The organism is Psychrobacter sp. CLB018 (assembly GCF_041222815.1).
Taxonomy (GTDB): Bacteria; Pseudomonadota; Gammaproteobacteria; order Pseudomonadales; family Moraxellaceae; genus Psychrobacter; species Psychrobacter faecalis.
Genome location: NZ_CP166085.1, coordinates 1271465 through 1296114 on the forward strand (window position 1 = coordinate 1271465; position 24650 = coordinate 1296114).

Sequence of the window (24650 nt, forward strand, 5' to 3'; positions counted from 1 at the left end):
ATTCTGATATCAGCTGTACTGGCTTGCTTTAGCTGTCATCACTACGAACAGATGATGGATGACGTAACAATGGTGTCACTTCAACCTTCATGTACGGATAGAGCGGTAATGACATCATAATGTCGTGTAGCTCTTCATTACTCTCAACATCAAAGATACTGAAGTTAGAATACTGACCGGCTATGCGCCAAATATGACGCCATTTACCTTGCTCTTGGAGCTTTTGTGATAATGCTTTTTCGGTGGCTTTAAGCTCGTTGACCTTGTCGGCGTCCATATCTGTTGGGATTAAGACATCCATTCTGACGTGATATAACATAATTATTTCCTTATATTTGATGACGGGTAATTTTTTTAGCTGTTACAGTATTTCAGTTTGAGCATTAGTGGCAAATTGCGGCTTCGATGATTTAAGTGAATTATTGATTGCTTGTTTGGCGTAGTGATAGACTTTATCGCTATCTACTTCGATACCAAGACCTGCGCCCGTAGGTACATTTAAACCAAAATCTTGATAATCAAGAGGCTGTACTAAAACGTCTTCGGTTAATAACAACGGACCAAACAGTTCGGTGTCAAAATTTAGACTGGGATAGGTTGAGAATACATGAGCTGAGGCCACCGTACCGATAGGCCCTTCAAGCATAGTGCCGCCATACAGCTCGATACCTGCTAGATGTGCCATTTGTCCAATAAGACAAGCTGCTCTCAATCCGCCTGCTTGATTAATTTTTACCGCAAAGACATCAGCATAATGATCTGCTGCTAAATGAAAGGCATTCTGAGGATCTTGGACAATTTCATCCGCCATAATCGCCACATCAAAGCGATCAGTTAAACGTTTTAGAGCGGCTTTATTACGCATTGATATAGGTTGTTCTATTAAATCAATGCCTCCAGCTTGTAATAGGCTAATACCTTGCATTGCCTCAAGTTCTGTCCAAGCCTGATTGACATCAACGGTAATGCGGCAATTAGGCAAGGCTGCTTTTATGGCTAATACGTGGGCCACATCATCAGTAATCGGATTGCTACCGATTTTTAATTTAAAAATGCGATGGCGCTTTTGCTCAATCATGCGCTTAGCTTCGGCGATATCGGTCGCTGTATTGCCGCTGGCAAGCGTCCAAGCCACTTCGATACGGTCACGAACACGACCACCAATCAGCTCACTTACTGGTAGGTTTAGGCGTTTACCTTCAATGTCGAGTAGGGCAGTTTCGATGGCACACTTTGCAAAGCGGTTGCCATTGATATGAAGACTTAGCAGCTGCATAGCTTTTGCTGGACTAGTCGGCTGCTCTTTTAATAAAAGAGGGGTAAAGTAGGTATCGATATTAGTTTTGATGCTATGAGGGCTTTCTTCTGCGTAGCTTAGGCCGCCAATGGTGGTCGCTTCGCCCCAACCTTCGTAGCCATCTTCTGTTTGAATGTGTACCAAGACCAAGACTTGTTCGTTCATAACGGTACAAGCGAGCTTATGAGCCCTTATAGTAGGTATTGGTACCAATAAAGTATTAATTGAACGAATCATGACAGTCCCTATTGAATAGATGATGCTTCCTTATGCTTAATAAGAACTATAGTTATTAGATAACGACATGTCTAAGACCTATTTGGTCTGATATTGATACCTTTTGGGTATTTTGATAATCAACCTTCACCGTGTTATGTTCTTTAGGTATCGATAGGCTTATAGGTCACTCAAGGAATAATGTTCAATGGAATTGAGACATTTACGCTATTTTGTAGCGGTAGCAGAGGAAAAAAGTTTTAATAAGGCAGCAGAGCGTTTGTTTATTTCACAGCCCCCACTGAGCCGTCAGATAAAACAGTTGGAAGAAGAGATCGGCGTCACGCTCATTGATAGGGACAATCGCCCTTTAAAGCTTACAGAAGCTGGCGACTTTTTTTATGATCATGCGCTTCAGATAATAAAAAAATCAGATGATCTGCGGGCGATGACCTTTCGTAAAGGCAGCTTTGACAACACATTATCGATAGGTTTTGTGTCGTCGATACTGTATGGCATATTGCCGAAAGTGATTGCGCGCTTCAGAGAGGTGTATCCAAATATAGAGATTAAATTATATGAATTGAACTCTTGGCAGCAAAAGCAAAGCTTAGTAGAAGGCAAAATAGATGTCGGTTTTGGGAGGCTTTTATTTGAAGACGCTTCTATTAGGCGATTATTACTAAGACAGGAGCGTTTAGTGGTTGCGGTTCCTAACAAGCATCGATTGGCAAAAGAGCAACAAAAGAGCATTCGTTTAATGGATTTAACCAATGAAAATTTATTGTTATATCCAATGGCACCTCGTCCTAGCTTTATTGATTTTGTCTTAGAGCTCTTTGAGTCACGCAATCTAAAAGCAAACTATTTTACTGAAGTACGTGAGCTGCATATTGCTTTAGGATTGGTAGCAGCAGGTGAGGGCTTGACTATTGTACCAAAAACGCTTGAGCATCTACGGAATCAGGAAGTGACTTATATTCCTTTCGAGGACGGGCTTTTAACCTCGCCTATTGTTATGAGTGTGAGGCATTTTGACAAATCAGAGCTATTAAAAACATTGTTGGAGGTGACTTATCAGATTTACGATGAAGAAGGGTTTGATTATAAGCTTGAAAAAATTTAAGAAGATCAATTGCTTATTAATAACCTTAATATGAACTCATAATAGGATAGTTTTATGCCAGAATTCCATTACAAACCCGAAGCAGGGCCGGCGGAAGTAGCACGGCTCGTTTGTGGTAGCCCTTATTATAATCGTCGTGAATACGATTTTGCTGAACTAGAAGACTGACTATAAAGAGCTGATAAAGGTTTAACGCATGCTTAAGTAGCATTATAAATCTGCAACTTCTAAAGTTGAACTATTTTTAAATTATCAAAGAGTAAGTGCTTTGAAAGAGTGTGCTAAGCTTGGGTTTGCTAACTTACCCTAATATGATTATTCGTTTACCAGATTCCGTTATGCGCTTGATGCAGCATATCTCAACGATATCTAAGTATAAGGTCCGCCACAGTCTTATACATTCTAAAAACCTTGAAAATACCATAAAAAGAGACTTGTCGTATCGCTGCGAACAAGCCTTTTTTTATGAAATATAAGGAACAGTCTTAGGGTATGTGGTCAAATCTACCCAGCACGATTTTATACAAGTTTATTGAACAAAGCTTTTGGTTAATTTAGTATGTTTTTGCGAGTTGTTAAATATATGGCTTTAGAGAGTTAACATATATGGTAATTATGATTACCGTATATTGGCTATTATTCTAATAAACGTTAGTTTTAATCGTATCAATTTCATTATTTTTTAATTTATGTCTGTTAATTTACGTCAAGGATGACCCGTATGAGTATCAAAGCATTTCCAGCAAAATGGATGACTGAAGAGCACGAAATGGTATATGACAGTGCGCTAAAAATGTTTCAAAGCTGGGAGGACAGAGACGAGCAGTGGCGAGAAAACGGTATGATTGACCGCGCGGCTTGGGAAGAGGCCGGCGAGATGGGCTTTTTATGTGCGTCAATACCAGAAGCGTACGGCGGCGGCGGCGGTGATTTTGGTCATGAAGCCGCGATTCTTTTGGCGCAGGCTCAGGCGAACCGAGCCAGTTATGGCGGTATGGTGCACTCAGGTATCGTGGCGCCATATATCTATAAGCTTGGAACTGAAGAGCAAAAAAAATCATTGTTGCCTAAGATGGCGACGGGCGAATATATTGGCGCTATTGCGATGACTGAGCCGACGACGGGCTCTGATCTGCAGGCCATCAAAACTTATGCGATAAAAGAGGGTGATGACTATATCATTAATGGTTCAAAAACCTTTATTACCAATGGTCAGCATGCCAATATCGTGCTATTGGCTTGTAAGACAGACCGCGATAAGGGCGCACAAGGCGTCTCGCTGATTCTTGTTGAGACCGACGATTTAGAAGGCTTTACACGTGGCCGTAACCTAAAAAAGACGGGTCTTGCTGGACAAGATACTTCAGAGCTTTTCTTTAGTAATGTGCGTGTGCCACAAAAAAACGTACTAGGCGGTGTCGAGGGGCTCGGCTTTATACACATGATGCAAGAGCTGCCGCAAGAGCGCCTGATTATTGCTTTAAGTGGCTGCGGCGCGATGAAACTGGCATTAGAGCTGACGCTTGAATATGTCAAAGAGCGTGAAGCCTTTGGCAAGCCAATTTGGCAATTCCAAAACACGCGCTTTAAGCTTGCTGAGGTACAAGCGGATTATTTAGCGGTAAAAGCCTTATGTGATTCAGCAGTTGAGGCGCAAATACAGGGTAAGCTTGACGCCGCGCAAGCATCCTTAATCAAGTACTGGGTGACAGAAAAACAGTGTAAAACGATGGATGAATGCTTACAGTTATTTGGTGGTTACGGTTATATGTCAGAGTACCCAATCGCTCGTATGTATGCCGATGCTCGCGTACAAAAAATCTACGGCGGCACTAATGAAATCATGAAAGAGCTGGCCTCGCGCTTTATGTAATCGCTTATGAGTGAGCAGAATGCGCGCTTCTCAACACTTCCTTATTTAAAACTAGCTACTTAAAAATTAAAGGGATTTATTATGACCCAGACCGCTTATATCTATGATGCGCTCCGCACTCCACGTGGTAAAGGAAAAAAGGATGGCGCTTTGCATCAAGCATCGCCAATTTGGTTGACACGTACGCTACTTAAAGAGATGCAGCAGCGTTATCACTTAGATACCAGCCTCGTCGACGATATCGTGCTTGGTTGTGTGACGCCAGTCGGTGAGCAAGGCTCAGATATCGCTCGTATCGCTGCTCTCGATGCAGGCTGGGATCAACGTGTAGCAGGGGTGACATTGTCACGCTACTGCGCCTCAGGCCTTGAATCTATCAACCTTGCTGCTGCCAAAGTCATGTCCGGTATGGAGGACATGGTTGTAGCGGGCGGCGTTGAGTCTATGAGCCGCGTACCGATGGGCTCAGATGGCGGTGCTTGGTATATGGATCCACGCGTTAATGATGCTACTGGTTTTGTCCCACAAGGGGTTGGCGCTGATACTATCGCGACCCTAAAGGGCTTTAGTCGCAGCGATGTTGATGAGTTTGCCACTGAGTCACATAGAAGAGCCGCCGCCGCTTGGGAAAAAGGCTATTTTGATAAATCAGTGGTGCCTGTTAAGGATATTAATGGTTTATTACTATTAGACAAAGACGAAACCATTCGTCCAAATACTGATGTTGCCACTTTAGCAAAGCTCAATCCGTCTTTTGCTATGCCCGGTCAGATGGGTTTTGATAGCGTTATTTTGGATAAATACACCACGATTGAAAAAGTAAACCATGTGCATCATGCTGGCAACTCATCAGGTATCGTCGATGGTGCTGCGATATGTCTTATCGGTAGTGCGGCCGCTGGGGACAAAGCTGGACTTAAGCCGCGAGCGAAGATTACTATGGCAGCGGTCATTGGCTCAGAGCCTTCTATTATGCTGACAGGTCCGACACCAGCTTGTAAAAAAGCGCTAGATAAAGCAGGTATGACTGCTGCTGATATCGACCTATGGGAGATAAACGAAGCCTTTGCTGCTGTTCCGATGAATACCGCTAGCGACTTTGGTATTTCATTAGATAAAGTCAATGTTAATGGCGGCGCGATTGCGATGGGTCACCCACTCGGCGCAACAGGTGCGATGCTAATGACGACGGTGCTTGATGAGCTTGAGCGCTGCGATTTAAAAACCGCCATGGTTACGCTATGCGTCGGCGGCGGTATGGGGATTGCAACTATCATTGAGCGTGTATAAAAACATTTAGCAAAAACGATTATAAAAATGATTATGGATGATTAACAAGGATTTAAAATGAGCACCAATAGCGTAGATGCCATCAATGCATTAAAGAATTTTTCTGCCCAATCTGATAATGGAATTATCACCGTCACTATCGACCAAACCGAGCGTAAGATGAATGTCATTGGAGAGGGCTTTAATGAAGCCTTTGCTACAATAACGGATGCTTTTATCAATGACCAGGACGCAAAAGGCCTAATTCTAACGTCTGGTAAATCAACCTTTGTGGTTGGCGCAGATATTGACCAATTGGCTACTATTGAAACGGCCGAGCAAGCCTTTGATCTGGTTGAAGACTTAAAAACTAGCCTGCGTAAACTTGAAACTTCAGGTAAGCCAGTCGTTGCTGCTATTACGGGTACGGCGCTTGGGGGCGGTCTTGAGCTTGCCTTAGCCTGTCATTATCGTATTGCTATCGATTCACCAAAAACCTCGTCTACAACCAAGCTGGGTTTGCCAGAAGTTAAGCTTGGCTTGTTACCCGGCGGCGGCGGGACACAGCGTCTACCGCGTTTGATTGGTATTCAAAAAGCCCTTGAGCTGATGACCCAAGGTAAAGAGCTGCGTCCACAGCAAGCGCTAGAAATTGGCTTTATCGATGACGTGGCTCATGACGATGACGAGCTTATCAGTAAGGCGAAAGCATGGATTAATGACAATCCAAAAGCGCAGCAACCATGGGACAAAAAAGGCTTTAAAATTCCAGGCGGTGATAGCAATCATCCAAAAATGGTGCAAGTATTTTCTATGGCCCCAGCGATGGCCAATCAAAAATCCCACGGCAACTATCCTGCGATTACCCATATTTTATCTAGCGTGTTTGAAGGCTGCTTAACCGATATCGACAACGGCCTTAAAATCGAGTCGCGTTTTTTTGTCGCCTGCGTGTTATCAGACGTATCCAAAAACATGATTAATAGCCTTTGGACGCAGCTCAATAGTATTAAAAAAGGACAATCACGCCCGCAAGGGTTTGAGCGATCTAAAGTCAGCAAAGTCGGTATTTTAGGCGCTGGCATGATGGGCGCTGGTATCGCTTACGTTTCAGCTAAAGCGGGTATGGAAGTGGTATTGCTCGATACGGCGATTGAAGGTGCCGAAAAAGGCAAAAGCTACTCTACTAAGCTGCTAGACAAAGCCATCAGCCGAGGGCGTTCAACAAAGGACAAAAAACAAGCATTATTAGACCTTATCAAGACCACCACGTTTTATGATGATTTAGAAGGCTGTGATTTAATCATTGAAGCTGTTTTTGAAGACATTGATATTAAAGCGGAATGTACGCGACAATCTGAAGCCGTTATTCCAGAGACTGCCGTTTATGCATCGAACACCTCAACCTTGCCAATCACTGAGCTTGCTAAAGCCAGCAAACGCCCGAACCAGTTTATCGGTCTGCATTTCTTCTCACCGGTCGACAAGATGCCACTCGTTGAGATTATCGTTGGTGAAAAAACCGACGATGCCACGCTAGCAACAGGTTTTGATTATGTTGGCCAAATTGGCAAGACGCCCATCGTTGTCAATGACAGCCGCGGATTTTATACATCACGTGTTTTTGGCACTTATGTGTCAGAAGGCATTGCCATGTTAGCTGAGGGTGTTCACCCACGTAGTATAGAAGTGGCTGGTATGAAGTCTGGTATGCCGATGCCGCCGCTGGCACTGCAAGATGAGGTGTCACTCAGCCTGTCACTACACGTGATGGAGCAGACTAAAAAGGCAATGGAGGCAGAAGGTAAGACTTTTACGCCGCATCCTGCGATGTCAGTAGTAGAAAAAATGGTCAAAGAATTTGGCCGCGAAGGTAAAAAGGTGTCTAAAGGTTTTTATGATTATCCAGAGAATGGTGAAAAACATCTATGGTCTGATCTCACTGAATTATATCAAACGACAGATGAGCAGCCCTCGCAGCAAGACTTGGTAGACCGTCTACTTTACGTGCAAGCCAATGAGACTGCCAAATGCTATGAAGAAAACGTCGTGCGTACGGTGGCCGATGCCAACATCGGCTCTATCTTTGGTTGGGGTTTTGCGCCAAACCAAGGGGGGACGCTACAGTTTATCAACTCAGTAGGCGTCGATAAATTTGTCGCGCGTAGTCGTGAGCTGGCACAGAAATATGGCGCACGTTTTGAGCCTGCGCAGATATTAGTGGCAATGGCGGCAAAAGGCGAGGTTTTCTCAGATGACTGAATCGATGGTTAATCAAGCGGATGCTATGAAAGACTGCTTACAAGGGCTGCGCGTCATTGATTTAACGCGCAACCTGCCTGGGCCATTTGCGACCAGATTGCTTGCGGACTTAGGCGCGGACATTATTAAGATTGAACCACTCAATGGCGATCCGGCTCGCGCTTTTGGGGATTTGTTTACCGCCCTTAATCATGGCAAAACCACTTTAAAAGTTGACTTTCGTGACTCGCAAGGTATTGAGACTATCAAAGCGCAAATCAAGGATAGCGACGTGATGCTCGATAGCTTTCGCCCTGAGGTATTAGAAGGCATGGGGCTTGATGCCAAAACCTTGCATGCCATTAATCCAAAGCTGGTCATGGTATCGATTACGGGCTATGGCATGGCTAATAGCGATGGCATCACTCATGATTGGGCGCATAAAGCCGGTCATGATATCAATTTTATGGCGATGAGCGGGGTGCTTGACCAGCTCAAGACGGCAGATGGCGAGCAGGCAATGCCCAATGTTCAGTTTGCAGACTTAGCAGGCGGCAGTGACACGGCGGTGATTGCTCTATTAGCGGCTGTATTTGCAGCCCAGCGTACGGGGAAAGGTCGCCACGTTGCGGTCAGTATGACGCACAGCTTGTATCAGCATCTGGTCATGCCAAAAGCGACTGGAAAACTGGTGGCCAGCTTTTCTGGCAAAAACCCAGAGCCGCAACAGGATTTCTTAGGCGGTTTATTGCCTTGTTATCGGTTGTACAGAACTTCCGATGATCGCCATATGGCGGTGGGTTCACTAGAGCTAAAATTCTGGCAAGGGCTGTGTGAAATATTAGAATTGCCTGAGCTTAAAGATGTGCATTGGCAGCGTGGGGTTATGCCCAATACTAAGGCCAGCCAAGAGGCAGCACAAATGGTTGCCGATACCTTTGCCAATCAGCCTTTAAGCCATTGGCAGCAGGTTTTTGCATCCAACGATGTGTGCGTCACGCCAGTATTGAGTTTAGAGGAGGCAAGAGCACATCCTTTATTTGCCCATCAAGATGAGTATGGGGCGACACTGGGTTGGCAGTAAGGTAATGAAGCTGAAGTAACAGCATTGTTAGTGAATCAGTTAATAGCTTAATCATTTAGCCACTTAATCTCTTAGCCATTATATTTTTAGCATCTACGGCATTCTTAAGCGACTGAAAAAACATTCCTCTTTTGCGTTAACCCCTTTATGAACTTATCACTATTGGCGCGGTAATCGACTTATTGCATGCAATTTTAGAGAAAACGGCAGTATTTCTAGGCAAATGTATAAGCAATCAAGTTTAAAGCCGTACTGACTCAAAATGATTTGTTATCTATTGTTAAACATGAGCGGATGCTAGGTATAATGCAGCCCTAGCATCGTTTTCACTCATACGTCCTTAATAAGAAGATTTTATTATGTCAAACAAGCGTCCCTTATATATTCCTATTGCTGGCCCCGCGCTATTAGAAACCTCTTTATTGAATAAAGGTAGTGCTTTTTCATCAGAAGAACGCGATAGCTTTAATTTAACAGGGCTATTACCACACAACATTGAGACGATTGAAGAGCAGTCTCTGCGGGCTTATCACCAACTGCGTTCATTTACCAATACGATGGATAAGCACATTTATTTGCGTAATATACAAGATACCAATGAGACCTTGTTTCATCATCTGGTTGAGCAGCATATTGAGGAAGTCATGCCGCTCATCTACACGCCAACGGTTGGTCAAGCTTGTGAGAAATTCTCGCAAATTTATCGCCGGAAACGGGGCTTATTTATCTCGTACCCTGAACGTCATAAAATCGACGATATGCTGCAAAACGCCACCAAACAAAATGTCAAAGTAATCGTTGTTACCGACGGTGAGCGTATATTGGGCCTTGGCGACCAAGGTATTGGTGGTATGGGCATTCCTATTGGTAAATTGGCGTTGTACACAGCTTGCGGTGGCATCAGTCCCGCTTACTGTCTGCCTATTTTGTTAGATGTCGGTACCAATAACCAACAGCTACTTGACGATCCTATGTATATGGGTTGGAGAAATCCACGCATTTCTGGCGAGGAATACAATGAATTTGTCGATTTATTTATTCAAGCCGTTAAGCGTCGTTGGCCAGAGGTTTTATTACAATTTGAAGATTTTGCTCAAGGAAACGCCACGCCGTTATTAAATCGTTATCGTGACCAGTTATGCTGTTTCAATGATGATATTCAAGGGACTGCTGCGGTTTCGGTCGGCGCTTTGATTGCCGCGTGCCTCAATAAAGGGCAAAAACTCAGTCAGCAAAAAATAGCTTTCTTAGGGGCAGGTTCTGCGGGCTGCGGTATTGCTGAGCATATCATTCGCCAAATGCAGCGCGAAGGCTTAACCGAAGAGCAAGCGCGCAGCCAAGTATTTATGGTTGACCGTTACGGTTTGCTCATCGATAGCATGACAGAGCTACAAAAATTCCAAGAGCCACTGGTGCAAAAACAATCAGCAATTGAACATTGGGATAAGAGTCAAAAACTCGGTTTAGCGCAAGTGGTGAAACAAGCAAAAATAACGGTATTGTTCGGCGTGAGTGGACAAAAAGGTTTGTTTACTCAAGAGGTGATCGAGTCCTTATGTGCTAATACTGAACACCCAATTGTACTACCGCTTTCAAACCCGACCTCTCGTGTGGAAGCCACACCGCAAGAAGTGATGAACTGGAGCCGTGGTCGCGCCATTATCGCAACGGGTAGCCCTTTTGCTCATACCACTTTTGACGGTCAGTCTTTCGAGGTTTCTCAATGTAATAACAGCTATATATTTCCTGGTATTGGTCTTGGTGTTCTCGCAGCAAGGGCGAGAGGTATCAGCGACAATATGTTAATGGCGGCAAGCCAAGCGCTTGCAGATATATCAATGGAGTACGAAAAAGCGCCCGGCGCCATACTACCGCCTATTAAAGTTATTAAAGAGATCAGTAAAAAAATAGCCTATGAAGTGGCACTGCAAGCGGTTCAAGATAAGCTGGCACTACCTATCACGGCTGAGAACCTACAGCGCCGATTGGAAGCGAATTTTTGGTTGCCTGAATATCGCAATTATCGTCGTACTTCTTTCTAGTTTTTAGAAGGTGTTTATAGGTAAATGATAAATAAATAGTAGATAGCTGGTTCTATGCTAGGGCATGTCCTTGCTTGAACGCTAACTGAAATTTGCTAAATACAGTTGGTCGGTTGCGGCTGATTTGATTTAGCATAAAAATAGCCATTAGTTCAGTAGGCGCAGCGGCGTCTTTTTATAGTTATCAATTATTCATTCATTAAAATCGTAAAAGCCCTCTATACTATTTTATATAGCGTAGAGGGCTTTTTGGTTTCTTAGGTAGCTTTTTATTATTTTTATACCAACGTCATGGTATTAATTTCTATATAGTTTGCCATCTACCTATATGTTCTGACATTTCTAAAATTCCCATAAAAAAAGGCTTGCCGCATCGCTGCGAACAAGCCTGATTTAAAATGTGGTGGGCCCAGTAGGACTTGAACCTACGACCAAAGGATTATGAGTCCTTGTTCTTACAACAATAATACACAATGGATGGCGATAATTAGCTGCAATTATTGTCTGAAAGCCTTTCCTGTTAAAGGATTGGATTAAAAGATAAATATACCTATCAACAAGTAGAGATGCATATCAATAAATTTAGAGTATCAAAATAGTATCAAATTAATAGTATTGATACTCTCTAAAAGTCTAAATAGTTATGGCTGCTATCTACTGGTACTTAACAGTAAGGGACAAGTATTCAGTTTAAGGTATCAAAAAAGCTAGCAGCTAGCTGGCTTTATTTATATGTGGTTGAAATAAAGTTATTTTAGTAGGCCTCTTACAAAATTAGCAGAGTATTTTACAATAAATAATACATTTAACACCTATTAGAAAATATGACAAATATAGAGCCGGCAATGCTATGATCTTAGATTGAAGCTATTAGACAGTATTTTTACCCTGCTTACTTACACCATTGACCTTGAATCATAATACCTTCAATAGGATTTAAACCCATTTGATAGGCAAGATCAGCAAGGCGAGTGATATCCCATAATGCTAAATCAGCATCGTAACCAACTTCTATTCTGCCTTTTTTGGCTAGACCTAATGCTTGTGCCGCGTGAACAGTTGCCCCTGCCAATACTTCTTCAGGTGTTAAATAAAATAGTGTACAGCCCATATTCATTGCTAATAACAACGACGTTAATGGGGAAGTGCCAGGGTTGCAATCTGTCGAAACGGCAATCGGTACTTGATGTTTACGTAACTCTTCAATCGGTGGTAACTTAGTATCACGTAATGTATAAAAAGCGCCTGGTAATAACACGGCCACTGTGTTGCTTACGGCCATCTTTTTAATATCTTCCTCTGCTAAGTGTTCAAGATGATCGCTTGATAGACCTTGGTATTCTGCCACCAAAGCACTAGCGCCTATATTTGATAGCTGTTCAGAATGTAGTTTCACTGGCAAGTCTAACGAATGAGCAGTATCAAAGACGCGTTTAATTTGCTCAGCAGTAAAAGCGATATTTTCACAAAAACCATCAACCGCATCTATCAGACCTTCAGCATGTAAGATTGGCAACCACTGGCAAACTTGTTCAATATAATCATCCGCACGGTCTTTATATTCAAGCGGTAGGGCATGAGCAGCTAAATAAGTGCTGCTAACATGAATGTTGTGCTTGTCACCAAGTTTGCGCGCCACTATCAGCATTTTACGTTCAGTGTCTAAATCTAAGCCATAGCCCGACTTAATCTCGATGCTGGTTACACCTTCTTTTATCAAAGCAAGCAGGCGCTTTTCACTTTGTGCAAATAATTCATCGCTACTGGCTTCGCGAGTAGAACGAACCGTTGATACAATACCGCCGCCTTGAGCAGCGATATCTTGGTAGCTAGCCCCATGTAATCGTGCTTCAAACTCATTACTGCGATTGCCGCCATAGACAATATGAGTATGACAATCAATCAATCCCGGCGTTATCCAATGACCATTAGCGTCTGTGATTTGTTGATTTTGATAGTGCGTTAGGTAGGGCGTTACTTGCGTATGTGCTCCGATCCATGAAATTCTACCATCTTTAATACCAATAGCAGCATTTTCTAGCTGACCATAAGGTGTGGCTTCATTTTGACCATTGTTTTGATTGTGGCTATAAATATCAAATCCGTAGTGTGTTGAAAAGGTTGCTAGATTGGCATTAATAATGATGTGATCGAAGTCAGCCAAGCTATTCATAGAATCTTTGGTATTGATAGATTCTTCGAGTATTTGTGCATTAGAGTGGTTCATAATAAGCTCCTGCTTAATATTTAAAAGCCTTTCTTTATTTATAAGATCAGTAAATGCTGCTCTATAATCGTCGCCAGTAGTCTTGCTGCAACTTTGCAGCTACGCGAATCAATATCAAAGGTTGGATTAATCTCAGCAATATCCGCTACTTTTACTTTCCCTGAGGACAAAATAAGTTTGACCGCGCGCTCAACGAAACTGAGCTCAATACCGTACGCAGCTGGTGCACTAACACCAGGTACAACGCTAGATGGTAAGCAGTCCATATCAATGGATAAATAAATAATATCAACGTTATCGATGAAACTGGTTATTTGAGTAGCAATTTTTTCCCACTTCTTATTGGTGCACTCTTCATCACTGATGATATGCACGCCCAATTGCTCAGCACGGTCAAAGAGAGCGGCAGTGTTGGAAAAACGACTGACGCCGATACAGCAATAATGAAAAGGCTGACCATGTTCATCAAGATGCTCAGCAATCTGTCGAAATGGCGTGCCAGACGTTGCGACATCAGACTGACGAATGTCCAGATGCGCATCAAAGTTAATAATGCCAATACGCGGCAGCGCATCTGTAGCATTGGCAGCATTGGTAATATCTGTCGGCTGTAGCGCTTGCCATAATCCTAAAAAGCTACCATAAGCAATAGCATGACCACCACCAAGACCGATGGGTAAGCCGCCTTGTTCAATAATATGGCTTACCTTATCGGCATAATTAACTTGTGCTTGTTCTAGAGTACTCGCAGAAAAATCATCATTATCATGACAGTGAATATCACCTGCATCACCTAGTAGGGTTGATAGTTGATTTTCAAAGCGCTGCTGTAACTCAGAGATGACCGGCAGCGCAGCAAATGTTTGACGAATCAAGGGCGGAGCAGCTCTTGCACCCACGCGTCCTTGATTGCGTCTGACGCCTTGATCACAAGCGAAACCGACCAGCCCAATGTGCTGGCTTGTATTATCAAAGGCATAAGGCTGCGCTATTTGATACCAATAGCGGGCACGAGCTGTCTCAAACGGCTCTGCACGCCCTGTCCAGCGACTCATATCAGCTGCCGTATGGCTCACAGATTGCGTATGGATAATCTTGCTCGCTGCTTTATTTGTCAGAGAGGTCATTGCCAGCTTCCTTATATTATTCGCTTTTATGCTATTGGCTGTTATCAACCAGTTTTTATCAGTCAGCCGTTATTTAGAATCATACCAATTACTACGTAATGACTGCCAATGCTCAGCAAGCGTACCGTCTAATACCAGCTGCTTTGCTGCTTCGATATCAGGGGCTAGATAGCGGTCTTTACCATAAAAGGTCACTTGCTCGCGCAGTTTCTGATGTGCCACTGTCAAAGGCTCTGAGGTTTCTAATCCGCGATGGAAGTCGATACCTTGACCTGCAGCCAATAGCTCAATACCGATAATAGTCGCGGTGTTTTGTGCCATCTCATATAAGCGACGGGCGCAATAGGTTGCCATCGATACATGGTCTTCTTGGTTAGCAGAAGTTGGAATGCTGTCGACACTACCAGGATGGGCGATAGATTTGTTCTCTGAGGCAAGCGCTGCTGCGGTCACATGAGCAATCATAAAGCCTGAGTTGACCCCAGCATTATCCACTAAGAATGGCGGTAAGCCACCTGATAAAGTCGCATCGATCAGCAAAGCAATACGGCGCTCAGACATAGAGCCAATCTCGGCAATGGCCAATGCTAAAATATCGGCAGCAAAAGCCACTGGCTCAGCATGGAAGTTACCGCCAGAGATAGCAACGGGACCGTCTTCATTGTTAAAAATAAGTGGGTTGTCCGTGACAGCATTTGATTCAATCAATAGCGTCTTGCCTGCTTGATTGATGATATCAAGGCATGCGCCCATCACTTGCGGCTGGCAACGTAGGCAGTAAGGATCTTGTACTCTGTCGTCTTGCTCGCCATCATGTGAGGCGCGAATAGCACTACCTTTGATCAGCTGACGGTGCGCTTTGGCGATTTCGATTTGACCATGATGACCACGTACTTCGTGGATACGCGCGTCAAATGGGGCATCCGAGCCTTTGGCTGCATCGATAGATAGTGAGCCGACGATGGTTGCCGTCTCAAGCAAATCACGTGCTAAGAAATAACCACGTAGTGCCAATGCCGTTGATACTTGGGTACCATTAATAAGAGCAAGGCCTTCTTTTGCCGCAAGGGTGATTGGCTCAAGACCATGCTGCGCTAACGCATCAGCGGCCAGTACTTTTTTACCATCAACATAAACATGACCTTCGCCCATCATCGCTAGTGTCATATGTGATAAAGGTGCGAGGTCACCAGAGGCACCTACTGAGCCTTTGGCAGGGATATTTGGGGTAATTTGATTATTAATTAAACCCAGTAAGCTATCGACCACGGCGCGGCGTACGCCAGAGACGCCTTGTGCCAAACTGGTCACCTTCATCACCATAATCAGTCGAACCACATTGGCTGGTAACGCTTCGCCAGTGCCCACCGAGTGAGAGACGATAAGGTTACGCTGTAGCAACTCTAACTGGTCATCGCTGATACGGGTTTTTGCCAATAGACCAAAGCCGGTGTTGATGCCATAAGCGCTTTTATCACGGCTAATAATCGTTTGTACATCTTCGTGTGAGGCATCTATCGCCTTATAGGCGCTCTCAGGCAAGGTCAATATGACGGGCTGCTCATAGATATCGCGGAGTATTTCAAAGCTAAGTTGACGTGGCTGTAGGGTTAGTTTCTTGATAGCAGTCATGATGGTAGTCCTAATGTTAAAGGTTATTAGCTGTATTTATTATATGGTGGGGTAGTGATGTTGTGCTTGTATTAATAGGTGCAATCTATCCTAACTTATCCAGCCAAACGACATTGCCAAATGTCCAAAAGCTGCTGCCAACAAGATACTAAGTGCCACACGCTGGAACCAAACGATGACCATTTTGCCAACAGAGATGGGAATTTCAGTTGCTAGTACACAAGGAATCATGGCAGAAAAAAACAGCACACTGCTAATAGAGATGACACCTGCGACGTAACGGGTCAACATATCCGCTTCACTGAGCAATAATGCGGGCAAGAACATCTCAGCCAATCCTGCTGACATGCCTTTGGCAGCGACGAGCGGCTCTGGCAAACCGCCCAACCAAGTAAAGGGATAAAGTAGCAATCCTAGGGCGTCAAATACGGGCGTATACTTGGCCAATAATAAACCAGTGAGTCCAACGGCGATGATAGAGGGCACAATCGCTGCCGCCATGATCAAACCATCACGAAAGTTGCTCCATAGAATGTGTTTAAAATCCGATGCATGGCGTGACGTAGATAAACCCAGCTCATAAGCTGCTTTTAGGCGCGTGCCTCTTTTATAGTCTAAAGTTGGACGCTCTACTTCATTACCAAATAGGCTAATTGGGGGAATGCGGGCAGTGATGGCGGTGACGATAAAGGTAATCACTAGCGTTGACCAAAAAAACAGATTCCAAAATTCCATCAGCCCCAGTGTTTTGGCGACAATGACCATAAATGCGGCAGACACGGTAGAAAAACCTGTGGCAATGATAATAGCTTCACGCGCAGAATACTGCTTTTGTAGATAAACACGATTGGTAATCAATAGCCCAATCGAATAACTGCCCACAAAAGAGGCAACGGCATCAATCGCTGATGCACCAGGCGTTTTCCAGATAGGTTTCATGATCGGCTGCATCAATACACCAACCATCTCAAGCAAACCAAAACCCACTAAGAACGCCAGAATCAATGCCCCAAGCGGCACAATCATACCAACAGGTAATGCCAGTTTTTCAAACAAAAACGGCAGCATATCCTTTTCCATCATAAAGGCTGGCGCATTACCGGTGATATACATCACGGCTAGCACTAAGCCGAGCACTTTAAAGACCGTTAAAATTTTATGCGTGATATTTTTGCGCCATGAGCCATCGATAAATGGTTTGCTCACCCCAAATATCATCAGCACAAATAATAAGGTCACAGATAACGTATGCTGCTGATTGACCAGATAAGTGGCACCATGGTCGAACAGAATCGTACTTTTGTCACCAATGCTAAAAGGGACAAAAAACATCACCAAACCTATCGTACTAAATACAATCAGCTGTAGTAGGGCAATAGGTTTTGATAGCAGGGTCTCTGATGCGGTTGTATCCGGCATGATGTTGGCATCTTGCTCAGTTTGCCCAAGGTTTATGGTATCTTGCTTGGTCATATTATCGTCCTTGATAAAATCATGTTGTCTGTTTTTCTATGAAAACTACTTAATCATCGGTAGATTTAGACCATAATCCTGAGCAGTTTTAATCGCCAGCTCATAGCCGGCATCCGCATGACGCATCACACCTGAGCCACAGTCATTGACCAGTACGCGTGACAAGCGTTTGGCCGCGCTATCTGTACCATCAGCGACGATGACCATACCAGAGTGCTGCGAGTAGCCCATACCAACACCGCCGCCATGATGCAATGACACCCAAGTTGCACCGCCTGCGACATTTAGCATACCATTTAATAATGCCCAGTCAGAGACTGCATCTGAGCCATCTTTCATACTTTCGGTTTCGCGGTTTGGACTGGCAACCGATCCAGTATCCAAATGGTCACGACCGATGACGATAGGGCCTTTTAGCTCACCGTTTTTGACCATCTCATTAAAGGCAAGGCCTGCTTTATCACGCTCACCAAGTCCTAACCAACAGATACGTGCTGGTAGACCTTGGAACTGAATGCGCTCTTTTGCCATATCAAGCCAGCGATGGATTTGGGTGTTTTCAGGGAACAGCTCTTTAATTTTTTGATCGGTTTTATAGATATCTTCTGGATCACCTGATAGTGCCACCCAGCGAAACGGCCCTTTACCTTGACAAAACAGTGGTCGTACATAAGCTGGGACAAAACCTGGGAAGTTAAAGGCGTCTTTTACCCCTGCATCGAAGGCCACTTGGCGGATGTTATTACCGTAATCAGTCGCAGGAATCCCCATGTCTTGTAGGTCTAGCATGGCCTGTACATGTACGGCACAAGAGGCAGCGGCAGCTTTGGTCAATGCAGCGTGTTGCTCTGGGTTTTCTTGAGCGGCCTTCCATTCTTCAACGGTCCAGCCGCTTGGTAAATAGCCATTGATTAAGTCGTGCGCCGAGGTCTGATCGGTCACTAAATCAGGTTTGATTTCACCAGCTTTGGCGCGCTTAACTATCTCGGGCAAGATGTCCGCAGCGTTACCGAGTAGAGCGATAGAAACCGCTTCACCTGCCGCAGTATGTTGTTTGATGAGCTCATAAGCATGGTCTAAATTGTCAGCTTGTCTATCGACGTAGCCGGTACGCAAACGAAAATCAATACTTGATTGCTGGCACTCGATATTTAAAGACGTCGCCCCAGCGAAGGTCGCAGCCAATGGCTGCGCGCCGCCCATACCACCTAGACCGGCGGTCAAAATCCAACGTCCTGCCCAGCTACCGTTATAATGCTGGCGACCTGCTTCGACAAAGGTTTCATAAGTACCTTGAACGATACCTTGGGTACCGATATAGATCCAACTACCCGCAGTCATCTGACCGTACATCAATAAGTCTTTACGATCCAGTTCGTTGAAATGCGCCCACGTTGCCCAGCGCGGTACAAGGTTAGAGTTGGCAATCAATACACGCGGCGCATTTTCATGAGTTTGAAAGACGCCAACCGGCTTGCCAGATTGCACTAACAATGTCTCATCGTCTTCTAATTCTTTGAGTGACTCTAGGATTTGATCATAGCTTTCCCAGTTACGAGCGGCGCGTCCGATACCGCCATATACAACCAAGCTTTTTGGGTTTTCGGCCACATCAGGGTGTAGGTTGTTTTGTAGCATACGATAAGGCGCTTCGGTCAACCAGCTCTTGCAATTCAGCGTACTGCCAGTCGGCGCTGCGATATTGCGACTCTCGTCACGGCGAGTATATTCAGGGGTTTTATTTAATCCATTATTAGTGGTCATGAGCCTATCCTTGTGATATCTGTTGAGACAATGTTGTAATCAAAATGAGCTTTTCACGGTCAGTATGCTAAATTTATTTGCACTAACGTAAAGTTGTATATACAAATTATCAGTAATTATTTTTTCATGCAAGGTTTTTTTATAGTAGCCAACCTATTCATAAGGTCAGCTTGCTCGAAAGGCTGTGCTAATAGTGATTATAATAATTCTCATGATATTATGTCAGCACTTGCACAGTTTGCAGTCAGCATTTAAAGATGAGCATGACAAAGGTGAAGCGTGAAATGACGAAAGCAGTTCCAGCATATCAGCGGATTAAAAGCGCCATATTGGATAATATCCATTCGGGTAAATGGCAGGCAGGTGAAGCCATCTCCACCGAAATGGCATTGGCAAAAGAGTTTGGTGTGTCGCGAATGACCGTAAACCGCGCCTTAAAAGAATTGAGCCAGGAGCGGGTATTAGAACGTAGACAAGGGTCAGGGACGTTTGTTGCTCAGCAGCAGTTCAATCATACCTTTGTAGAAGTGCGCAATATAGCCCAAGATTTAAAATCAGCCAATCGCAATTACCAAGTTCATGTTGTGAGTAAACGTATTATTACTGCAAGCATGTTAGACGATGAAATGCGAGACAAGTTCAATATTGACGAAGAATTTGTGGTTTCTGATTTAAAGGATTCTATTAGCACTACTGATAGCAATGAAGCAGCTATTTTATATGAAGTAAAGATCATTCATTTCGCTGATGGTCAGCCGATTCAGTTTGAAGAACGTTGGGTGGATGCAACAAAAGTACCAGATTTTATTGAGCAGGATTTTAATGTGGTAAACACCAGTGACTACCTCATTGCTAAGAGCCCACTTGAGCGTGGTAGCTATATCATTCAGGCATTAGCGGCTCCTGAAGAAATTGCTAAGGCTTTACAAATTCCTGTGCAGTCACCGACATTGGTGCTGCGACGTCGGACGTATTCAGCAGGGCAAGTACTGACCTTTGTAAAAATGTGGCATGCAGGAGATCGTTATCAGTTTGCAGGAGAGCTGTAGGCTTTATTTTTAAATGAAGTTTTCACTGACGTATCTGATAATCTCTTAGTATAAGGTTTTTGATTTCGAGCACTATAAATCAACTCACCCATCTATTTTTATCGATATCGTATCTAACTAGGGCGTTTCCTCATTTTAGAAATGGTGATAAAAATGAGATAAATTGCCGCCAAATAAGGAAAATAGCGTAGTTAATATCGGGATATTGTCCAGCTATGCAAGCAAAATTTGTACCAGTCTAGCGTATATATTCAAAGTATGTATCTTATTTACTATCTTCTATAACCAATTACCGTATCTCCTACGCGTTATTTATTCTGCAATTAATCCTCACTGATTTTCTTATTGTAGCTGTCTTCTGGACAATTTTTGCTATAGGAATGATTTCAATTTTATTTCTTAAATAGACTTAACAAATACTGATTTATTGGGTATTAGCAATACTTATATTCACTATTAATTTATAACGTTTGACTGTCGCTTTGCAGCAACATATATTAAATCAATGTTAGTAAGTATAAGGTTTCGTGCCGCTGGCAACAAGATAGATCGAGATAATCATGAGAGAGATATTAGAATTTTTAATATGAATTCTTAAGGCTTTTAATAGATATCAAGGGTTTTGATAGAAAGCTAACAGGTTTATCAACCGAGAAAATAAGTTTTTAGAAACAAAGGAATGTATAGCATGAAAATTTATAGTCATGAAAATCAAAAGCTTCACCATCCGAAGACTTACTTTTCGCGTGGACAAATGCGCGAGCCTCAAGAAAAACCTGAGCGATTGGTTGAGCTTTTAAAGGCGCCAAAAGAGTTAGGCTTGGCAGTAACAACTGCTAAAGAGATAGGAATCGCACCGATTTTAGCCGTACATGATTTGGATTATGTTGACTTCTTAAAGCATGGCTACGATGAATGGATGGCGATAGATGAAGAGATGGGTGAGGAGGTTCAAACCACCATTTATGCTCGGAATAATAACTCAGGACTTGGTATTTTAGCAAAAGCGGCAAAATATCAAGCCGATGGTAGTGCGCCTATTGGCAAGTACTCATGGACCTCCATTTATTGGTCGGCTCAAACAGCACTCAACGCTGCTGAAGCTTTGTTAAATCATGAAGATAATCAAAATAACATTCAAATATGTCTAACCAGACCTGCAGGCCATCATGCTCGTAAAAACGCAGCAGGTGGCTTTTGCTATCTAAATAATGCTGCCATCATTGCACAGCACCTCCGTCAAAAATTTCAAAAAATTGCCATCATCGATACGGACATGCACCATGGTCAAGGTATTCAAGAAATATTCTATGACCGTAAAGATGTGCTATATACATCTGTACATGGTAGCCCCATCAATTTTTATCCTGTAGTCGCTGGTCATGAGCATGAGAGAGGTGAGGATGAAGGTTATGGTTATAACATCAACTTTCCAATGCCTCATGGTACCGATGAAGTGGGATTTTTTCATTATGTAGATCGCTCAATCGAGTCCTTAAAACTATTTGAACCAGATGTCATTGTTCATGTCTTAGGGTTTGACGTCTATAAAGATGATCCACAAGCCAAATGTCACGTTAGTACGGAAGGCTTTAAAACCTTAGCACAGAAACTTAAAGTGTTAAATAAACCTATTATCGTGCTGGTTGAAGGAGGATATTGCATAGAAAAGCTCAATGAAAATCTACAAGCTTTTTTATCTGGTTTTATTTCAGAAAAATAATAATGATTAATGAGAAATAAATATTTAATCGCTACCCATGTAAAGGATTTATTAGGGTAATTGCTCGATTAACTCACAACAACAGGGATGTTTAATATGAGTGTTTCAATTATCAAAGCGATCAGCTATGCCGGTGTGTATGTTGGTGCAGTCATTGGTGCAGGATATGCCAGTGGACAAGAAGTGCTGCAGTTCTTTGCAGGCTATGGCTTTATCGGAATGTTGGGCGCTGTCATTACTATGATTATGTTGGCATGGTACGGTACGGTATTTATGGAGTTAGGTCATCAGCTTAAAACCAATAGTCATCGTGTGGTTCTCAATTATTTATGTGGCAAAAAAATAGGTTTTTTTGCTGATTATATTCTTTTATTTTTCATGTTTGGCGTCATTAGTATCATGTTTTCAGGTGGTGGTGCAGCTATCAATCAGTACTGGGGGCTACCTCCCGTTGCCGGAAAAATAATTATCGCCTTAATGACACTATCTACCGTAATTTTTGGTTTTACTTCGTCTGTTAGAGCCCTAGGAATCATTTCTCCCTTAATGATTTTGGCGGTAGTTATTATCTCTGTCATTACCTTCACTACGTACTCTGATCAACTGGCAACCGTTGACGCTACTATTCAAACCCTTAAACCCGATACAGCCACTACTTTTTGGTGGACGTCAGCGATAGTTTATGTTTCATATAATGTCATTCCAGGCGTATCCACTTTTGCCTCAATTGGTAATAAAGAGCCAAACTTAAAGACAGTAAGAATGGCTGGCATAATTGGTGGTATGACATTAGGTATTTGTTTGTTATTCATTATTATGGCGCTCTTATCTGATCTTGAGAATGTGATGAGCTATGAGCTTCCCTTCTTAGAAATAGCGCGTGGTATTGGTCCGACTACTGGGTTTTTATTTAGCATCGTGCTTGTAGTTGCTGTATTTACAACGGCGGTCTCTAATCTTTATGGCTTTGTGATCCGCTTCTTTGATTCAGATACGGAAACGTCGAAGTTTCGTATTTTAACTATTGTGGTCGTTGTACTCTCTCTGCTTGCTTCACTATTCCCATTCAGCACATTAGTAGGCACATTGTATCCAGCTTTAGGCATTCTCGGAATGTATGTTCTGCTCTGTGCTTTATATAAGACTTTTAAAGGTCAGATATTTATGGCTGAACGACCAAAGTTGTAATAAAGAAAATGAAGGGGAATGGTATGCGATACAAAGTAATTGTAATTGGTGCTGGTATGGTGGGTACGTCCATCGCTTGGCACCTACAAAAAAATAATTCTCAGGTTCTATTATTAGATAAGAAGCCACCGGGATCAGAGACATCGTATGGTAACGCAGGGTTGATACAGCGAGAAGCAATTCATGTGCATCCATTTCCCAGACATCTTGCGGAACTCATTAGAGTGTTACCGAATCAGAATACAGATATACGTTATCGCTGGCCTGCGGTCTTCCGTTATCATCAGGCTTTGTTAAAGTACTGGCAGTTTTCTGCGCCTTCTTCTGTCCAAAAAATAGAAAAAGAGTGGAAGACTCTGATTGAGCATTGCACAAGTGAGCATCAGGAAATGATTACGGCAGCTGGTGCTGAAGACTTGATAAGACGAGATGGCTGGATTGAGATGCATCGAGACGAGGATAAACTTAAAACAGCGAGCGTAGGTGCTGAAAGTTCACAGCAACAAGGTATCGAGCACAAAGTTTTATCCATTGCCCAATTAAAAGAATTAGAACCCAATGGTAATTTCGATGACTTTATCGGCGCTATTCATTGGTCTAACTCTTGGCAGGTATCAAACCCCGGAGCCTTGGTAAAAGCCTATGCAAAAAGCTTTCAAAGCATGAATGGGACAATAGGCGAGTCTACGGTTAAAGAAATACGATTAGATGGTGATGGCTGGCAAGTGATAACTGATCAGGAGACTTTTTATAGTGATGACGTCGTTATTGCGGCAGGCCCTTGGTCTAATCAATTGATAAAGCCTTTAGGATATGATTTGCCTTTATTCCCTATGCGTGGCTATCATCAGCATTTTGAAACCACAGAAAAAAATAAGATTTATCATAGTTTGGTTGATATTGACAAAGGTTTTGTGATGGGACCGATGCAACAAGGTATTCGTATTACTACCGGTGCTGAAATGACGACCATGGACGCACCAAAGAATTTTGATCAATTGAACGCTGTGTTGCGTTTTGCGCAAGCTGTTTTACCTTTGAATCAACGAGTAGAGACAGAAGCGTGGGCAGGCTCACGGCCGTGCATGCCTGATATGAAGCCGATTATCGGAGCCGCTGGTAAGCATAATAATTTATGGTTTGCCTTCGGACATGGTCACCAAGGCTTTACTTTAGGACCTATCACTGGACGTATTATGGAAGAGTTATTACATAAAAAGCCTACAGTAGTGGATATTAAACCTTTTAATGCTCAACGATTTTCTAACACTTAATACATATTTTTTTAACTATTATATTTTAAAAACATAAGGATGAAT

At 43.1% G+C, this 24650-nt stretch carries 17 protein-coding genes; 10 read left to right on the forward strand and 7 right to left on the reverse strand.

What is annotated here, in order from left to right:
* Window positions 1–28: 28 nt before the first annotated feature.
* Both catC and AB8P72_RS05475 read right to left on the reverse strand, forming a co-directional pair.
* Window positions 29–319, reverse strand: coding sequence for a muconolactone Delta-isomerase (gene catC, locus AB8P72_RS05470; RefSeq protein WP_011513602.1), 291 nt, complete (start codon window positions 317–319; stop codon window positions 29–31).
* A 42-nt stretch (window positions 320–361) separates the two neighbouring features.
* The gene (locus AB8P72_RS05475) at window positions 362–1534 is read right to left on the reverse strand and encodes a muconate/chloromuconate family cycloisomerase (protein WP_369958185.1); all 1173 of its coding nucleotides are present in this window, start codon (window positions 1532–1534) and stop codon (window positions 362–364) included.
* A 187-nt stretch (window positions 1535–1721) separates the two neighbouring features.
* On the opposite strand from AB8P72_RS05475, the gene AB8P72_RS05480 reads away from it, so the two are divergent.
* The 6 genes from AB8P72_RS05480 (at window position 1722) to AB8P72_RS05505 (ending at window position 11148) form a co-directional block, all read left to right on the forward strand.
* The gene (locus AB8P72_RS05480; RefSeq protein ID WP_313205632.1) at window positions 1722–2639 is read left to right on the forward strand and encodes a LysR family transcriptional regulator; all 918 of its coding nucleotides are present in this window, start codon (window positions 1722–1724) and stop codon (window positions 2637–2639) included.
* 721 nt (window positions 2640–3360) lie between these two features.
* On the forward strand, window positions 3361–4512 hold the full coding sequence (locus AB8P72_RS05485) for an acyl-CoA dehydrogenase family protein (RefSeq protein WP_369958186.1): 1152 nt from the start codon (window positions 3361–3363) through the stop codon (window positions 4510–4512).
* An 81-nt stretch (window positions 4513–4593) separates the two neighbouring features.
* On the forward strand, window positions 4594–5802 hold the full coding sequence (locus tag AB8P72_RS05490; protein ID WP_369958187.1) for an acetyl-CoA C-acetyltransferase: 1209 nt from the start codon (window positions 4594–4596) through the stop codon (window positions 5800–5802).
* A gap of 57 nt (window positions 5803–5859) precedes the next feature.
* Window positions 5860–8043, forward strand: a complete 2184-nt coding sequence (locus AB8P72_RS05495; RefSeq protein WP_369958188.1) for a 3-hydroxyacyl-CoA dehydrogenase NAD-binding domain-containing protein — start codon at window positions 5860–5862, stop codon at window positions 8041–8043.
* Between the two features lie 4 nt (window positions 8044–8047).
* Entirely contained in the window at window positions 8048–9106 is a 1059-nt protein-coding gene (locus tag AB8P72_RS05500) for a CaiB/BaiF CoA transferase family protein (RefSeq protein WP_369958273.1), read from the forward strand.
* A gap of 359 nt (window positions 9107–9465) precedes the next feature.
* Window positions 9466–11148 carry an NAD-dependent malic enzyme gene (locus tag AB8P72_RS05505; RefSeq protein ID WP_305935356.1) on the forward strand — a complete coding sequence of 561 codons (1683 nt, stop codon included), beginning with the start codon at window positions 9466–9468 and terminating at the stop codon, window positions 11146–11148.
* Window positions 11149–12040: 892 nt separating this feature from the next.
* On the opposite strand, the gene hutI is transcribed toward AB8P72_RS05505, so the two are convergent.
* The 5 genes from hutI to hutU form a co-directional block, all read right to left on the reverse strand.
* Entirely contained in the window at window positions 12041–13375 is a 1335-nt protein-coding gene (hutI, locus tag AB8P72_RS05510) for an imidazolonepropionase (RefSeq protein ID WP_201589123.1), read from the reverse strand.
* Between the two features lie 38 nt (window positions 13376–13413).
* Window positions 13414–14502: a formimidoylglutamase gene (gene hutG / locus AB8P72_RS05515; protein WP_201589126.1), complete on the reverse strand. Its 1089-nt coding sequence runs from the start codon at window positions 14500–14502 to the stop codon at window positions 13414–13416.
* Between the two features lie 69 nt (window positions 14503–14571).
* The gene (gene hutH / locus AB8P72_RS05520; protein ID WP_200661709.1) at window positions 14572–16134 is read right to left on the reverse strand and encodes a histidine ammonia-lyase; all 1563 of its coding nucleotides are present in this window, start codon (window positions 16132–16134) and stop codon (window positions 14572–14574) included.
* A 90-nt stretch (window positions 16135–16224) separates the two neighbouring features.
* Window positions 16225–17607, reverse strand: a complete 1383-nt coding sequence (locus AB8P72_RS05525; RefSeq protein WP_201589131.1) for a YjiH family protein — start codon at window positions 17605–17607, stop codon at window positions 16225–16227.
* 45 nt (window positions 17608–17652) lie between these two features.
* Window positions 17653–19371, reverse strand: a complete 1719-nt coding sequence (gene hutU, locus AB8P72_RS05530) for a urocanate hydratase (protein ID WP_369958189.1) — start codon at window positions 19369–19371, stop codon at window positions 17653–17655.
* A gap of 284 nt (window positions 19372–19655) precedes the next feature.
* Between hutU and AB8P72_RS05535 the strand changes: the two genes are divergently transcribed.
* From AB8P72_RS05535 to AB8P72_RS05550, 4 genes are all read left to right on the forward strand, one after another.
* Window positions 19656–20420 (forward strand): UTRA domain-containing protein, encoded by a 765-nt coding sequence (locus AB8P72_RS05535; RefSeq protein WP_369958190.1) that lies wholly within the window; start codon window positions 19656–19658, stop codon window positions 20418–20420.
* A gap of 688 nt (window positions 20421–21108) precedes the next feature.
* Entirely contained in the window at window positions 21109–22143 is a 1035-nt protein-coding gene (locus AB8P72_RS05540) for a histone deacetylase family protein (protein ID WP_193031432.1), read from the forward strand.
* Between the two features lie 96 nt (window positions 22144–22239).
* Complete coding sequence (locus AB8P72_RS05545; RefSeq protein ID WP_193031434.1) at window positions 22240–23331, forward strand: beta-carotene 15,15'-monooxygenase; 1092 nt, start codon at window positions 22240–22242, stop codon at window positions 23329–23331.
* A gap of 23 nt (window positions 23332–23354) precedes the next feature.
* Window positions 23355–24605, forward strand: a complete 1251-nt coding sequence (locus AB8P72_RS05550) for an FAD-binding oxidoreductase (protein WP_193031436.1) — start codon at window positions 23355–23357, stop codon at window positions 24603–24605.
* Window positions 24606–24650: the final 45 nt, after the last annotated feature.

Coding starts and splice junctions, on each gene's coding strand:
- catC (WP_011513602.1), bottom strand. CDS start 319: ATGTTATATCACGTCAGAATGGATGTCTTAATCCCAACAGATATGGAC.
- AB8P72_RS05475 (WP_369958185.1), bottom strand. CDS start 1,534: ATGATTCGTTCAATTAATACTTTATTGGTACCAATACCTACTATAAGG.
- AB8P72_RS05480 (WP_313205632.1), top strand. CDS start 1,722: ATGGAATTGAGACATTTACGCTATTTTGTAGCGGTAGCAGAGGAAAAA.
- AB8P72_RS05485 (WP_369958186.1), top strand. CDS start 3,361: ATGAGTATCAAAGCATTTCCAGCAAAATGGATGACTGAAGAGCACGAA.
- AB8P72_RS05490 (WP_369958187.1), top strand. CDS start 4,594: ATGACCCAGACCGCTTATATCTATGATGCGCTCCGCACTCCACGTGGT.
- AB8P72_RS05495 (WP_369958188.1), top strand. CDS start 5,860: ATGAGCACCAATAGCGTAGATGCCATCAATGCATTAAAGAATTTTTCT.
- AB8P72_RS05500 (WP_369958273.1), top strand. CDS start 8,048: ATGGTTAATCAAGCGGATGCTATGAAAGACTGCTTACAAGGGCTGCGC.
- AB8P72_RS05505 (WP_305935356.1), top strand. CDS start 9,466: ATGTCAAACAAGCGTCCCTTATATATTCCTATTGCTGGCCCCGCGCTA.
- hutI (WP_201589123.1), bottom strand. CDS start 13,375: ATGAACCACTCTAATGCACAAATACTCGAAGAATCTATCAATACCAAA.
- hutG (WP_201589126.1), bottom strand. CDS start 14,502: ATGACCTCTCTGACAAATAAAGCAGCGAGCAAGATTATCCATACGCAA.
- hutH (WP_200661709.1), bottom strand. CDS start 16,134: ATGACTGCTATCAAGAAACTAACCCTACAGCCACGTCAACTTAGCTTT.
- AB8P72_RS05525 (WP_201589131.1), bottom strand. CDS start 17,607: ATGACCAAGCAAGATACCATAAACCTTGGGCAAACTGAGCAAGATGCC.
- hutU (WP_369958189.1), bottom strand. CDS start 19,371: ATGACCACTAATAATGGATTAAATAAAACCCCTGAATATACTCGCCGT.
- AB8P72_RS05535 (WP_369958190.1), top strand. CDS start 19,656: ATGACGAAAGCAGTTCCAGCATATCAGCGGATTAAAAGCGCCATATTG.
- AB8P72_RS05540 (WP_193031432.1), top strand. CDS start 21,109: ATGAAAATTTATAGTCATGAAAATCAAAAGCTTCACCATCCGAAGACT.
- AB8P72_RS05545 (WP_193031434.1), top strand. CDS start 22,240: ATGAGTGTTTCAATTATCAAAGCGATCAGCTATGCCGGTGTGTATGTT.
- AB8P72_RS05550 (WP_193031436.1), top strand. CDS start 23,355: ATGCGATACAAAGTAATTGTAATTGGTGCTGGTATGGTGGGTACGTCC.